Source organism: Streptomyces sp. NRRL F-5755, assembly GCF_001279365.1.
GTDB lineage: Bacteria > Actinomycetota > Actinomycetes > Streptomycetales > Streptomycetaceae > Streptomyces > Streptomyces rimosus.
In genome coordinates this window covers 59,717-72,350 of the sequence record NZ_LGCW01000284.1, presented here as the reverse complement: position 1 = coordinate 72,350, position 12,634 = coordinate 59,717, and the positions used below count along the sequence as shown (strand labels likewise).

The 12,634-nt window shown below is 73.4% G+C and carries 13 protein-coding genes; 3 read left to right on the top strand and 10 right to left on the bottom strand.

Annotated elements, in window-relative coordinates; translation table 11 throughout:
- Positions 1–11: 11 nt before the first annotated feature.
- From ADK86_RS29000 to ADK86_RS28990, 3 genes are all read right to left on the bottom strand, one after another.
- Positions 12–473 (bottom strand): DUF6114 domain-containing protein, encoded by a 462-nt coding sequence (locus tag ADK86_RS29000; protein WP_053699265.1) that lies wholly within the window; start codon positions 471–473, stop codon positions 12–14.
- Positions 464–1,084: a DUF6230 family protein gene (locus ADK86_RS28995; protein ID WP_030588486.1), complete on the bottom strand. Its 621-nt coding sequence runs from the start codon at positions 1,082–1,084 to the stop codon at positions 464–466. Before ADK86_RS28995 ends, ADK86_RS29000 begins: the two co-directional genes overlap by 10 nt.
- 236 nt (positions 1,085–1,320) lie before the next feature.
- Positions 1,321–2,553, bottom strand: coding sequence for a cytochrome P450 (locus tag ADK86_RS28990; RefSeq protein WP_053699264.1), 1,233 nt, complete (start codon positions 2,551–2,553; stop codon positions 1,321–1,323).
- Between the two features lie 309 nt (positions 2,554–2,862).
- On the opposite strand from ADK86_RS28990, the gene ADK86_RS28985 reads away from it, so the two are divergent.
- Complete coding sequence (locus tag ADK86_RS28985; protein ID WP_053699263.1) at positions 2,863–4,032, top strand: steroid 3-ketoacyl-CoA thiolase; 1,170 nt, start codon at positions 2,863–2,865, stop codon at positions 4,030–4,032.
- Between the two features lie 11 nt (positions 4,033–4,043).
- On the opposite strand, the gene ADK86_RS28980 is transcribed toward ADK86_RS28985, so the two are convergent.
- The gene (locus ADK86_RS28980; RefSeq protein ID WP_053699262.1) at positions 4,044–4,616 is read right to left on the bottom strand and encodes a hypothetical protein; all 573 of its coding nucleotides are present in this window, start codon (positions 4,614–4,616) and stop codon (positions 4,044–4,046) included.
- 91 nt (positions 4,617–4,707) lie between these two features.
- Here ADK86_RS28980 and ADK86_RS28975 point away from each other — a divergent pair, with 91 nt between their 5' ends.
- Together ADK86_RS28975 and ADK86_RS28970 are read left to right on the top strand one after the other, a co-directional pair.
- Positions 4,708–5,292, top strand: coding sequence for a DinB family protein (locus tag ADK86_RS28975; RefSeq protein ID WP_053699261.1), 585 nt, complete (start codon positions 4,708–4,710; stop codon positions 5,290–5,292).
- Positions 5,293–5,392: 100 nt separating this feature from the next.
- The gene (locus ADK86_RS28970; RefSeq protein ID WP_106982250.1) at positions 5,393–5,599 is read left to right on the top strand and encodes an SCO3870 family protein; all 207 of its coding nucleotides are present in this window, start codon (positions 5,393–5,395) and stop codon (positions 5,597–5,599) included.
- A gap of 105 nt (positions 5,600–5,704) precedes the next feature.
- On the opposite strand, the gene ADK86_RS28965 is transcribed toward ADK86_RS28970, so the two are convergent.
- The 6 genes from ADK86_RS28965 to ADK86_RS28940 all read right to left on the bottom strand — a co-directional run bounded on the left by ADK86_RS28965 (position 5,705) and on the right by ADK86_RS28940 (position 12,592).
- Positions 5,705–6,151, bottom strand: a complete 447-nt coding sequence (locus ADK86_RS28965) for a transglycosylase SLT domain-containing protein (RefSeq protein ID WP_053699260.1) — start codon at positions 6,149–6,151, stop codon at positions 5,705–5,707.
- Positions 6,152–6,533: 382 nt separating this feature from the next.
- Positions 6,534–7,481: an ECF transporter S component gene (locus ADK86_RS28960; protein WP_199834493.1), complete on the bottom strand. Its 948-nt coding sequence runs from the start codon at positions 7,479–7,481 to the stop codon at positions 6,534–6,536.
- An 11-nt stretch (positions 7,482–7,492) separates the two neighbouring features.
- Positions 7,493–9,331 carry an ABC transporter ATP-binding protein gene (locus ADK86_RS28955; RefSeq protein ID WP_053699259.1) on the bottom strand — a complete coding sequence of 613 codons (1,839 nt, stop codon included), beginning with the start codon at positions 9,329–9,331 and terminating at the stop codon, positions 7,493–7,495.
- A complete protein-coding gene (locus ADK86_RS28950; protein WP_053699305.1) occupies positions 9,328–10,545 on the bottom strand; it encodes an energy-coupling factor transporter transmembrane component T in 1,218 nt (405 codons plus the stop codon). The genes ADK86_RS28955 and ADK86_RS28950 overlap by 4 nt, the downstream gene beginning before the upstream one ends.
- Positions 10,542–11,273, bottom strand: coding sequence for an SCO2322 family protein (locus ADK86_RS28945; protein ID WP_053699258.1), 732 nt, complete (start codon positions 11,271–11,273; stop codon positions 10,542–10,544). Before ADK86_RS28945 ends, ADK86_RS28950 begins: the two co-directional genes overlap by 4 nt.
- Positions 11,273–12,592, bottom strand: coding sequence for a prenyltransferase/squalene oxidase repeat-containing protein (locus ADK86_RS28940; RefSeq protein ID WP_078952328.1), 1,320 nt, complete (start codon positions 12,590–12,592; stop codon positions 11,273–11,275). The genes ADK86_RS28945 and ADK86_RS28940 overlap by 1 nt, the downstream gene beginning before the upstream one ends.
- Positions 12,593–12,634 lie beyond the last annotated feature (42 nt).

Genomic DNA, 12,634 nt, shown 5'->3' with positions numbered 1-12,634 from the left:
CGGCCCGCAGGTCAGCCGCGGGGCTGCGTGGGGGACGGCGCCGCCCCGCCGTCGGACGGCTCCGTCTCCGCCGGGGCGCCGTCCGCGTCCGGTTCCGGCAGCGGACGGGGCTGCCAGGCGAAGATCAGGCCGCCGCCGAGGATGCCGACGATGGTGCCGAACAGGAATCCGCCGAGGTTGGACATCACCAGCGCGGCGGCGGAGACCAGGACGGTCAGGACGCCCGCCAGCCCCCGGTAGTGCGGCGCGAACCACGCGGACAGGCCCATCAGGATCATCACCAGGCCCATCAGGACGGACGGTATCCCGGCGATGCCCTGCTGGAGCATGACCTTCAGCGGCGCGAGCGGGATGGCGCAGATCTCCGCACCGGCGACGACGGCCGCCAGTCCGCCCCAGAAGGGACGGCCCTTGCGCCAGCGGCGCCAGGCCGCCCACCCGCGCCGCCAGGTGCCCTGCCCGGTCAGAAGCATTCCTTCTTGCCCTTGGAGATCTTCATGCTCAGGCCGGACAGCCGGAAGGTGCCGGCGTTGGTCGCCCAGGCCGTCTGCCTGAGGTTGGTGATGCTGACGTCGTCGGCCTGCTGGGCGAACAGGTCCTGCATGCCCTGCGCGGTCGCGGGGCCCTTGTCGAGGGTGGAGGCGTCCCGGCCGATCTCGATGTTGTTGAAGGACGCGTTGCCGGAGAGCTGGGTCGCGTCCACGAAGAGGTCGGTCGCCTTGACCGGCGTCTTGCCGCCGCCCGCGGTGAGGTTGAGCGAGATGTCGCCGATGACCGGCAGCGTGGTGACCACCGACTGGCACAGTTTGTGCAGGTCGGCCTTCTTGATGGCGGTCACGGCCACCGGCAGCAGGTCGCCCCGGGCGTTCTGGTCGACGCCGCCGTACTGGGCGAACCCGTCGCCCTCCAGGGAGGCGGCGGACACCTTGAACTGCTGGCCCGAGACGGCGAACGAGGCCGCCAGCGCGCCGTTGGCCAGGGCGATGGCCAGTGCGGCGGTCCCGGCGAAGGCCGGGACGGACAGCACGGCGAACTTGCGCCAGCTCACCCGCCCCGTGACATGTCTGCCGTGTGCGTCCTTCATGAGAGTGGTCCCCTTCGAAGTGCGGTGGATCGCGCTGCCGAGAGTTGTGGGGGAAGATGCCGGCACCGGGCCAGGATGTGGGGACACGTGGGGATCACGTGAAGGCTGTGGAGAACTGGCCGGTGTTACTGGCGAGTTGAATGTAAGTCTGCCAGTAGCCGTTGGCAAGGTTGAGGACCGAAGGAACCACAGGAGGCGCAAAAGCGCCGCGGGACCCGGGGCGGGCCGGTGCGCCGCTACACGTACCGGACCCGCAGCTCCTTCACCCCGTTGAGCCACGCCGACCGCAGCCGGCGCGGGGTGCCCGCGAGGGCGATGTCCGGCATCGCGTCGGCGATGGCCTGGAAGATCAGGTCGATCTCCAGGACGGCGAGCGACTTGCCGAGGCAGAAGTGCGGGCCGCCCCCGCCGAAGCCCAGGTGGGGGTTGGGGTCGCGGGTGATGTCGAACGTCTCCGGGTGCTCGAAGACCTCGGGGTCGTGGTTGGCGGAGGCGTAGAAGAGGCCGACGCGCTGCCCCTTGCCGATCCGCGCGCCGCCCAGGGTGGTGTCCTGGGTGGCCGTGCGCTGGAAGGAGACGACGGGCGTCGCCCAGCGCACGATCTCCTCGGCCGTGGTCCGCGGCCGCTCGCGCTTGTACAGCTCCCACTGGTCGGGATGCGTCAGGAACGCGTGCATGCCGTGCGTGATCGCGTTGCGCGTGGTCTCGTTGCCCGCGACGGCCAGCAGCAGGACGAAGAACCCGAACTCGTCGGACGCGAGGTTGCCCTCGTCCTCCGCCGCGACCAGCCGGCTGACGATGTCCCGGGCGGGGCACTCCTTGCGGGCCGCGGCCAGGTTCATCGCGTACGAGATCAGCTCGGCCGCCGCGGTGCTGCCGACCTCCTCGGTGATGGCCAGCTCCGGATCGTCGTACGCGATCATCTTGTTCGACCAGTCGAAGATCCGGGCCCGGTCGTCCTGGGGGATGCCGATCAGCTCGGCGATGGCCTGGAGGGGCAGTTCGCAGGCGACATCGGTGACGAAGTCGCCGGACTCCTTGCGCCGCGCCTCGGCGACGATGGTCCGCGCGCGCGTGCGCAGCGCGTCCTCCAGGGCGCGGATGGCGCGGGGCGTGAAGCCGCGCTGGACGATCTGGCGGACCCGGGTGTGCTCCGGCGGGTCCATGTTCAGCATGATCAGCTTCTGGACGTCGATCCGGTCGCGGGTCATGGCCGCGTTGAACCGGATGATCGAGGTGTTGGTGCTCGCCGAGAAGACCTCCGGCCGGGTGGAGACCTCCTTGACGTCCTCGTGGCGGGTCACCACCCAGTACCCGTCGTCGTCGAACCCGGCGATGCCGTGCGGCTGGGCGTTCCACCAGACGGGGGTGGTACGCCGCAGCCGCGCGAACTCGGGCAGCGGTACACGGCTCTGGTAGACGTCGGGGTCGGTGAAGTCGAACCCGTCGGGCAGCGCGGGGCATGGCATCTCGGCGACTCCAGCTCTGGTCCGGCCCGGTACCCGTACCGGTACGGATCGGTGAGTACCGGCGATCGGCCGGCCCTGACGGGCCGTCAGCTCACTGCGTGAAGGTAGTAACGAGTTCTATACGTGGCAAGGGGGCGCGCGGCGCAAACCGGCGCCGGGCGCCGCCCGTTGGGCGCGGAAGACCCGTGCAGCACCCTTGCGCCTCCGGTCGCGGCTCAAAGAGACTGTCCAGGGAACTAGAACGCGTACCAGTTCTGTCGTCGGGGGGCCGGGACGTCCTGCGGGACGCGAGGAGAGGACGAGTCAGTCATGGCCGCGGAACCCGTCATCGTCGAAGCCGTACGCACCCCGATCGGCAAGCGCGGCGGCACGCTCGCCAACCTCCACCCCGCCTACCTGCTCGGCGAGACCTACCGCGAACTGCTCGACCGCACCGGCATCCAGCCGGACTGCGTGGAACAGATCGTCGGCGGCACGGTCACCCACGCCGGCGAGCAGTCCATGAACCCGGCACGCACCGCCTGGCTGACGATGGGCCTGCCGTACGAGACCGCGGCGACCACCGTGGACTGCCAGTGTGGCTCCTCGCAGCAGGCCAACCACATGGTCGCCAACATGGTCGCGGGCGGCGTCATCGACATCGGCATCGGGTGCGGGGTGGAGGCGATGTCGCGGGTGCCGCTGGGCAGCGGCTCCAAGCACGGCCCTGGCAAGCCCTGGCCGGACGAGTGGAACGTCGACCTGCCCAACCAGTTCGAGGCCGCCGAACGGATCGCCCGCAACCGGGGGCTGACCCGCGAGGACGTCGACGTACTCGGGCTGCTCTCGCAGGAGCGGGCCGCGGCGGCCTGGGCGGAGGAGCGTTTCAAGCGCGAGACATTCGCGGTGCAGGTGCCGACCACGGAGGAGGAGCAGGCCGCCGGGCAGGGCATGTGGCGGCTGGCCGACCGCGACGAGGGGTTACGCGACACGAGCATGGCGGCGCTCGCCGGCCTCAAGCCGGTCATGCCGACCGCCGTGCACACGGCGGGCAACTGCTCGCAGATCTCGGACGGGGCCTGCGCGGTGATGTGGGCGTCCAAGCGGATGGCCCGCGCGCTCAAACTCAGGCCGCGGGCCCGGATCGTCGCGCAGGCCCTGGTCGGCGCCGACCCCCACTACCACCTGGACGGGCCGATCGACGCCACGCGGGCGGTGCTCGGCAAGGCCGGGATGTCCCTGAAGGACATCGACCTGGTCGAGATCAACGAGGCGTTCGCGTCCGTCGTGCTGTCCTGGGCCCGCGTCTTCGACCAGGACCTGGAGAAGGTCAACGTCAACGGCGGGGCGATCGCCCTGGGCCACCCCGTCGGCGCCACCGGCGCCCGGCTGATCACCACCGCACTGCACGAGCTGGAGCGTACGGGCAAGGAGTTCGCACTGATCACGATGTGCGCGGGCGGGGGGCTGGCCACGGGGACGATCATCCAGCGGCTGTGAGGGACTGGGGCTCACGCCTCCTCCAGGATCTCGCCCATCACCTGGCGCACGGCGCGGCCCGTCCGGGGCCGCTGCCGCTTCAGCAGGCCGACCGCGCGGTTCAGCCACTCCGCGTCGCCGAGCCGGTGCAGCTCTTTGGCGGCGCCGGTGCGCCCGAGCAGCGCTTCGAACAGCGCCAGTTCGGTCATGGGGTACCGGTGGGGGTGGCGGTTGAAGGGGGCGAGCCAGTCCTCGTACGGGTGGCGCAGCGTCATGTGCAGATAACCGCGGCCGACCCCCTGCCAGGGGCCCGGAAGCCCGCCGATCGTCCCCATCGGGCTCACGGAACCGTGGTGCGGGTGTTTGCCGCCCAGCGAGAAGCCGATGCCCAGCATGATCCTGGGCCAGGGAATCAGCAGTTCGTCGGAGGGGGTACGGGCGTGCTGATAGATGCCGTCGGGGCGGAACTCCAGCCAGAGGCCGCCCGGCCGGAAGCAGTCCCCCACCACCCAGTGGCCGTCGACACACGCCAGCGGCCCCAGCGACGCGCTCGTCCGGTCCTGCTCGCCGCGTTCCCCAATCGGTCCGCAACTTGTGTCATTCATCCCGTAATTGGATCACAAGTGCGACGAAAGGGATGGGGTGCCGCCCTGCCGGCTCGGGGGCGTTGTCAGTGGTCCCTGCCACACTCGGCTCATGACCGAATCAGGGGTTCAGGCAGGGGGACCGCCGGCCGTGTCGCCGCCGGTGCACTACGCGCCGGCGTGGGCGGCCGACGGCGGCACGCGGCAGCGTCCGCCGCTGGTGGGTGACGAGCGGGACATCCTGACCGGCTATCTGGAGTGGCATCGCGCCACCTTCGGGCTGAAGTGCTCGGGGCTGCCCGCCGACCGGCTCTCGGAGCGGTCGGTGCCACCGTCCGGGATGAGCCTGCACGGGCTGATACGGCACCTCGCCGGGGTGGAACGGTGGTGGTTCCACATCCAGTTCGCGGGCGAGAAGGTCCCGATGCTCCACTACTCCGACGAGGACCCCGACCAGGATTTCGACGACCTGTCCGGCGACCCGGCACAGGCCCTGGCGCTCTGGCGCGAGCAGTGCGAGCACTCCCGCGCCATCGTGGCCGCCGCCCCGTCCCTGGACGCGACGGGTGTTCACGCGGGTACGGGAGACCCGGTGTCCCTGCGCCGCGTCCTCGTCCACCTGATAGCCGAATACGCCCAGCACAACGGCCATGCGGACCTGCTGCGCGAGCGGATCGACGGGGCCACCGGCAGCTGAGGGGCGGGGTTTTGACGCGGGCCCTCCGGGTAGGCGCGGCTGGCTGAAACGCCCTTACGTACACTCGTGCGGCGTCCGGGTCGGCTCACTTTTGGAGGAGATGGAATTGGCAAAGCCCCCCTTCGCGGCTTTGATCTGTGCGCTCGCGGGGCTTGGCACAGCGCTGGGCTTCCTGGCGGTCGAGCTGCGCGCGGACGGCTACGAGCAGTACGTCGAGTCGGTGACCACCGCCGCCGGGGTGATCTACATCGCCGCGGCACTGGTCGGTGTGACGTGGTTCCGTGCCCGTCGGGCGGACGCGGACTGAGGTCCTTCCGGGAAGACCGGGAAGACCGGGAAGACCGAAGCGGCCGACGCCAGGGGCGTCGGCCGCTTCGCGCTGTGCGGATGTGCGGTGCTGGTCCGTGCCGGCTCAGTACCAGTTGTGGGACTGCCAGAAGTCCCAGGCGGCGCAGGGGCTGCCGTAGGTCGAGTTCATGTAGTCCAGGCCCCACTTGACCTGGGTCTCCGGATTGGTCTTCCAGTCCGGGCCGGCCGAGGCCATCTTCGAGCCCGGCTGCGCCTGCACGAGGCCGTAGGCGCCGCTGGACGGGTTGGTGGCGGTCGGGTCCCAGCCGCTCTCACGCTCGACGATGTTGCTGAAGCACTGGTACTGCGCCTGGTCCGGGATCAGCTTGTGCGCCGCGGCCTTCGCGTCGCTCGCCGTCGCGGCGGACGGCGCCTGGGCCGGGGTGGCGGCCTGGGCCGGGGTGGCGCCGAAGGCCGCGGCCGAGGCGCCCAGGGCGACGGCGCCGGCCGCGACGGCGGCCTTCTTGTGGGCGGCGAGACGGCGGGTGATCGTGGACGAGGTGACGCTCACGGGAGGGGAAGCCTTCCGTCGGGGGCAAGGGGGTCGCCGAGGGCGCACCCGGGGGGAGGAGAGGTGCGCTGCTCTCGGCGACACATCCACCCTGGGAAGTGGTCGGGGGGCGTGGCAATACCCGCTCGTACTAGTGGATCTCGCATGCGGGGTGGAAAGTCCTGCCCGTGGTGGCCCGACGGGGAGCGGGTCGCGGGCGGTGCCGGGTCTACGAAGGGCCGTCGTATGTGACGGAAGTCCTGTGCGTGAGGTCACAGGAGGGGGGTGGGGTTGCACGGGGGGCGTAATGGGCTCAGCCCGCAGGTGGGCACTACGGCTGACGGAGCTGGTGCGGGGATCGGGCGCGTACGGCTGGGGGCCGTACCCGCGGCGCCGCCCACGATTACTTGGCAGCGTCCGGAGACGGTGTTTCCGATACCGGCCCCCGCCCGGCCTCGGGCTGCGGGGTGCTGAACGCCGCCGGTACGTCGAAAGCCGCCCGCCGTGTCGCCCGGCGCAGGGCCTTGAGGAGGGTGCCGCCCAGAGTGAGCGTGAGGATCACGGTGACCGCGGCGCGGGGCAGGTCCCAGCCGAGGGAGGTCGCCAGGCAGTACGCCACGAAGCGGGCCAGGTTGTCGGGCAGCGGGTCGCCCGGTACGAACGAGACGCCGGAGGTCATGCCGCCGATGTACGGCCAGCCCTGGAGGTTCATGACCAGGCCGTACAGGACGGCGGAGACCGCGCCGTACACCGCGATCATGGCCAGCTCACGGCGTCCGCGCAGCCGGTCCGGGCCCGGCAGCAGCCCCGCGCCCATCGCCACCCATCCCATGGACAGCATCTGGAACGGCAGCCACGGCCCCACGCCCCCGGTCAGCAGTGCGGAGGCGAACATCGACACCGAGCCGAGCACGAAGCCGAAGCCCGGCCCCAGTACCCGCCCGGCCAGCACCATCAGGAAGAACATCGGCTCGATGCCGGCGGTGCCCGCGCCGAGCGGGCGCATCGCGGCGCCCGCGGCGGCCAGGACGCCGAGCATGGCGATGGCCTTCGCGTCCAGGCTGGGCGTGCCGCGGGTGGCGGAGGCCGCCGAGGTGTCGGCGATCGTGGCCACGACGACGGCGAGCAGCAGCGGCAGCATGGCCGCGAACAGCCACGGCGCGTCCTTGGAGTGCGCGAGCCCGGAGGAGGAGTCGGCCAGCAGTGGCCATCCGAAGGCCATCACGCCGATGACCGAGATGAGCACGAGCGCGGCGACGGACCGCGGCCCCAGCCGTACGGCCCGCACCTGCCGGTCCGCCGCGGTGCGCCGGTCGCGGCCGTTGTGGGGGGCCGTGCTGTGACGAGTCATGCCGTGGCGGGTCATGCCGTCGCCTCCAGCGCGTGCGCGACCTGGGGGACGGTGAGCCAGGGGAGCGGCGCGAGCACCTTGGCGACCTGCGGCGCGAAGGCGGGCGAGGAGACGACGACCTCGGCGGTCGGGCCGTCCGCGACGATCTCGCCGTCCGCGAGGATGACGACGCGGTGCGCCAGTTCGGCGGCCAGCTCGACGTCGTGGGTGGCCAGGACGATCGCGTGCCCCTCGGCGGCCAGCCCGCGCAGCAGCTGTACGAGACGGCCCTTGGCCGCGTAGTCCAGCCCGCGGGTCGGCTCGTCGAGCAGGAGCAGCGGCGGGCGGGCGGTGAGCACGACGGCCAGCGCGAGGGCGAGCCGCTGGCCTTCGGAGAGGTCGCGCGGGTGGGTGTCGTCGGCCACGTCCGGGAGCAGCCGGGTGACCAGGCCCCGGCAGGTGCCGGGGGCGGCGTCCGCGTCGTGGTCGGCGGCGGCGCACTCGGCGGCGACGGTGTCCGCGTACAGGAGGTCGCGCGGTTCCTGCGGTACGAGGCCGACGTGGCGCAGCAGCGTGCGCGGGCCGGTGCGGTGCGGCGCCGCACCGCCGACGCGCACCGAGCCGGCGGCGGGCTCGTGCATGCCGACGAGGGTGCCGAGCAGGGTGGACTTGCCCGCGCCGTTGCGGCCCATGAGGGCGATGGTCTCGCCGGCGCGTACGGCCAGGTCGACGCGGTGCAGGGCGTCGATCCGGCCGCGCCGTACGGACAGGCCCACGGCCTCGGCGGCGAGGGGCCGGTCGGCGGCGACGGGGAGCGGGGCGGGGGCCGGCGCGGGCCGTGCGCCGGGGGCAGCCCCCGCGTCAGCACCGGTACGGGCCTCCCGGCGCCGCCACCAGCCCAGACGCTTACGGGCGCCACCGCTCCCGGCAGAACCGGCCCCGGCGTCGGCCCCGGCCTCGGACGCGGCGTCCGCACCGGCCGTCTCCGTACCGACCGTCTCCGGCCCGGCGCCGTTCCGGCCCGCGGCTTCCAGCCCCGTACCCCCCGGCTCCACCCCCACCAGCCGCTCCCGCAGCGAGGACGCCTTGCGGCGGGCGTCGCGTACGGAGAGCGGCAGCGGCGACCACTCGGCGAGGCGGCCCAGGGCCACCACCGGCGGGTGGACGGGGGAGACGGCCATGATGTCAGCGGGTGCGCCGATGATCGGCGGCGCGCCGGGGGCGGGCAGCAGGATGACCTGGTCCGCGTACTGCACGACGCGCTCCAGGCGGTGTTCGGCCAGCAGGACCGTGGTGCCGAGGTCGTGCACCAGGCGTTGCAGTACGGCGAGCACCTCTTCGGCGGCGGCCGGGTCGAGGGCCGAGGTCGGCTCGTCCAGGACCAGCACCTTGGGGTGGGTGGTGAGCACCGAGCCGATGGCGACGCGCTGCCGCTGGCCGCCGGAGAGCGTGGTGATGGCGCGGTCGCGCAGGTCGGCGAGGCCGAGGAGGTCGAGGGTCTCCTCGACGCGGCGCCGCATCACGTCCGGGGCCAGGCCCAGCGACTCCATGCCGTAGGCGAGTTCGTCCTCGACGGTGTCGGTGACGAAGTGGGCGAGCGGGTCCTGCCCCACGGTGCCGACGACGTCGGCGAGTTCGCGCGGCCGGTGGGTGCGGGTGTCGCGCCCGGCCACGGTGACGCGGCCGTGCAGGGTGCCGCCGGTGAAGTGCGGTACGAGCCCGCAGACGGCGTTCAGCACGGTGGACTTGCCGACGCCGGACGGGCCGACGAGCAGGCACAGTTCGCCCTCCGGCACGGTCAGGTCGATGCCCTGGACGGCGGGCTCGGCGGCGTCCCCGTAGGTGACCGACACCTGGTCGAAGCGGATCACTGGGGGGACTCCTTCGTGTGCGGCTTCGCGCCCGGCGCGCCCGGCGCCGGTGACTTCCTTGCCCGTACCCGCCCGGCTGCCTTCTCCAAGGGCTCCAGGGGCTCCGCGGGTTCCACCGGCTGCTCCGCCCGCGGCGGCAGCGGTGCGACGAACGCCGGCAGCAGCCCCACCAGCACACCGGCCGCGGGCCACAGCGGGAGGACGGGCGCGGTGAGCGGTACGGCGGGCGGGTGCAGGGCGGCCGGGTCGGCGGAGTTCGCCCAGATCATCAGGGCGGCCACCGCGACGCCGGACCCGGACACCAGCCAGGCGCGCACGCCCCACCGGTCGGGCCGGTAGCGGCTGCGTACGGAGCGGCGCCCGCCCAGCCACAGCCCGCCGAGCGCCGCGGCCAGCCCGGCCAGCAGCACCGGCAGGCCGTACGCCGCACCCGTGTCGGCCAGCAGCCCGTACGTGCCGGCGCAGACTCCGAGCAGGCCGCCGAGGGTGAGCGCGGTGGTGGTGTGCCGTACGGCGGGCGGGACCTGTGCCGTACGGCCGTAGCCGCGCGCGTCCATGGCCGCGGCCAGCGACACCGAGCGTTCCAGCGCGCCTTCCAGAACCGGCAGCCCGACCTGGAGGAGCGCCTTGAAACCGCGGTCCGGGCGGCCCCGCAGTCGGCGCGCGGCCCGCAGCCGCTGCACGTCGGCGACAAGGTTGGGCGCGAACGTCATCGCGACGACGACCGCCACGCCCGCCTCGTACAGCGCGCCCGGCAGCGACTTCAGCAGGCGCGCCGGACTGGCGAGGGCGTTCGCGGCGCCGACGCAGATGAGGAGGGTGCCCAGCTTCAGCCCGTCGTAGAAGGCGAACAGCATGGCCTCGGCGGTGACCCGGCCGCCGATGCGCACACCGCGCGCCCACTCGGGCAGCGGCACCTCCGGCAGCGTGACCAGCACATGCGTGCCCGGGATGGGGGAGCCGAGGAAGAACGCGAAGACCAGGCGGATGCCGATCACCAGCAGGCCCAGCTTGAGGAACGCGCCGTACGAGCGGGCCCACGGCGCGTCCGTGCGGCGCGCCGCGACGACATACCCCGCGACCCCGATCAGCAGGCCGAGCAGCAGCGGGTTGGTGGTCCGGGACGCGGCGGTGGCCAAACCCAGCGCCCACAGCCACCAGGCGCCGGCGTGCAGCGCGGTGGAGCGGGTGGCCCGGGGCGCGAGGGCGCTCATCCGCGGCGGCGGCGCGCCTGCCACCCGGCCGCCACGCCGAGGACGACCACGGCCGCGATGCCGCCGATCAGCCCGGCGGAGGGACCGCCCGAGTCGTCACCGTCCGCCTGCTTCCCGGCGGCGGACGCGCTCCCGGAGCCCCCGGGCTCCGGCGAGCCCGAGCCGGAACCGGCCCCCGCCCCCGGCTCCGCCTTCTCCGCGCACCCCGCCTTCGGATACCCCGAGATCGCGCACAGCAGCGCGTTCGCGTCGTACCGCAACGGACCCGCGACCGCGGCGAGCGCGTCGCCGACCGTGCCGTCCTCCGGCAGCCGCGCGCACTCCGTACGGATGTCCGGCGGTGTCTCGCCGCGCGGCGCCTCCGCCTTCGTACCGAAGTCGAGGACCAGCCCCACGCGCTTCCTGCCGTCCTCGGCGGGCGTCTTCGCGCAGATCGCGGCGAAGTCCGCCACCCGGCGCGGTTTGCTCGCCTCGGCCGAGCCGGCGCTGACGGTGAAGCGGAAGCCCGCCACGGCACCGTCCCGGGGCCGGGAGGTGGCCGGGCCCTCGGTCGCGTACGACCAGCCGCCGTCCTTGGACGCCGAGGCGCCCGCTGCCGGGCCGTCCCAGAAGGACCAGTAGCGGTAGTCCTGGGCCTGGGCGGGCGCGGCGCCCAGGGCCGTGACCGTACCGGCCAGGGCCAGGGCGCCGAGGAGGCGGGCGGAGCGGGACCGTGGCGAGCGTCGCATCAGTTGTCGTTCTTCTTCTTGCGGCCGCTGATCAGGAACCCGATGCCGACGCACGCGACGAAGACGATGCCGAAGACCCACCACACGCCGGCGCCCTGCTCGTTCTGGTCCTGCGCGTCCTTTTCGGGGGCGGCGGACGGCGCGGAGCTGCCGGCCGGCTTCGGGCCGGTGGCGTTGAGCTGGGCGACCAGGTCAGCGCCGCCGAAGTGGCGCGGGTCGCCGCCCGCGGCGTGCGCGGCCAGCACCAGCTGCGCGTACGCGGCGGGACCTGCTTGCTCGGCCCAGTCCGCCGAGTTCTTCTCCAGCCACTTCAGCGGCTTCTGCGCGGCCTCGCCGTGCGAGCCCGCGGCGAGCGCCACCACGGCGTCCGCGGTGTTGCCCACGTCGGGCTGGTCCCCGGCGCCGGGCATCGCGGACTTCAGGTGCTGGCCGTTCGCGTCGAGCTGCGCGACCAGGTACGCGGCGCCGGCCCCGGCGGCCTGCTTCGCGTCCGGCTTCTGGTCGCCGCCCGGGCACTTCAGGGGCGTGACCGGCTCGTTGACGTCCTTGCCGGCCGGGTCGACGCGGAAGCCCTGGCCCAGCCCGCCGAGCGCGGCGGCTGCCGTGGCGTCCGCGTTCGGGGCCAGCTTGCCGTCCTTGGGCTGGAAGGCGAACGCGCCGCGCTCGCCCTCCTTCGCGTCACAGCCCAGCTGGAAGGAGACCAGCGCGTCGTACGGGGACTTGTCACCCTTCTTGACGGACTCCGGCTTCAGGCCCGCCGCCTTGAGGGCACCGATGACCACCGAGGTGGAGTTGGCGTCGCTGGGCGTGCCGCTCATCGAGGGCCAGCCGCCGTCGTCGTTCTGCACCGACTTCAGCCACTTCACGGCCTTCTGCACGGCGTCGTCGTGCCCGCCGAGCACGGCCAGCGCCTGCACCGCGGCACCGGTCTGGTTGGTGTCCCGCATCGTCTTGTCGTCGCACGCCTTGCCCGGGTCGGCGCGGAAGGCGGCGAAGGCGCCGTCGGAGCACTGCTGCCCGGCGAGCCAGTCGACGCCCGTCACCGACGGGCGCACCCCGACGGTGCGCTGGGCGAGCAGCGCCAGCGACTGCCGCCAGACGCCGTCGTACTGCGGGTCCTTGGTGCCGTACAGCCCGTCCGGCAGCTTGGACGCCCGGGCGTCCGGCGCGGGCGCGTCGGCGACCGCCACGGGGGCACCGGCCGCGCACAGCACGGCGGCGGTGGCCAGCGCCGCGGCGGCGCGGCGCGCCAGGGCGGCGCGGGTGGGGGCCGTGGAAGCCCTGGGAGCCAGGGGGGCCTGGGAAGCCGTGGTGGCCATCGGGTCGGTGCCTCTCCGGTCGGTTCGTGCGGTGGGTGCCGC

What these genes read in the sequence shown, in the direction of transcription:
- ADK86_RS29000 (WP_053699265.1), bottom strand. Translation starts at nt 473, where the DNA reads ATGCTTCTGACCGGGCAGGGCACCTGGCGGCGCGGGTGGGCGGCCTGG.
- ADK86_RS28995 (WP_030588486.1), bottom strand. Translation starts at nt 1,084, where the DNA reads ATGAAGGACGCACACGGCAGACATGTCACGGGGCGGGTGAGCTGGCGC.
- ADK86_RS28990 (WP_053699264.1), bottom strand. Translation starts at nt 2,553, where the DNA reads ATGCCATGCCCCGCGCTGCCCGACGGGTTCGACTTCACCGACCCCGAC.
- ADK86_RS28985 (WP_053699263.1), top strand. Translation starts at nt 2,863, where the DNA reads ATGGCCGCGGAACCCGTCATCGTCGAAGCCGTACGCACCCCGATCGGC.
- ADK86_RS28980 (WP_053699262.1), bottom strand. Translation starts at nt 4,616, where the DNA reads ATGAATGACACAAGTTGCGGACCGATTGGGGAACGCGGCGAGCAGGAC.
- ADK86_RS28975 (WP_053699261.1), top strand. Translation starts at nt 4,708, where the DNA reads ATGACCGAATCAGGGGTTCAGGCAGGGGGACCGCCGGCCGTGTCGCCG.
- ADK86_RS28970 (WP_106982250.1), top strand. Translation starts at nt 5,393, where the DNA reads ATGGAATTGGCAAAGCCCCCCTTCGCGGCTTTGATCTGTGCGCTCGCG.
- ADK86_RS28960 (WP_199834493.1), bottom strand. Translation starts at nt 7,481, where the DNA reads ATGACTCGTCACAGCACGGCCCCCCACAACGGCCGCGACCGGCGCACC.
- ADK86_RS28950 (WP_053699305.1), bottom strand. Translation starts at nt 10,545, where the DNA reads ATGAGCGCCCTCGCGCCCCGGGCCACCCGCTCCACCGCGCTGCACGCC.
- ADK86_RS28945 (WP_053699258.1), bottom strand. Translation starts at nt 11,273, where the DNA reads ATGCGACGCTCGCCACGGTCCCGCTCCGCCCGCCTCCTCGGCGCCCTG.
- ADK86_RS28940 (WP_078952328.1), bottom strand. Translation starts at nt 12,592, where the DNA reads ATGGCCACCACGGCTTCCCAGGCCCCCCTGGCTCCCAGGGCTTCCACG.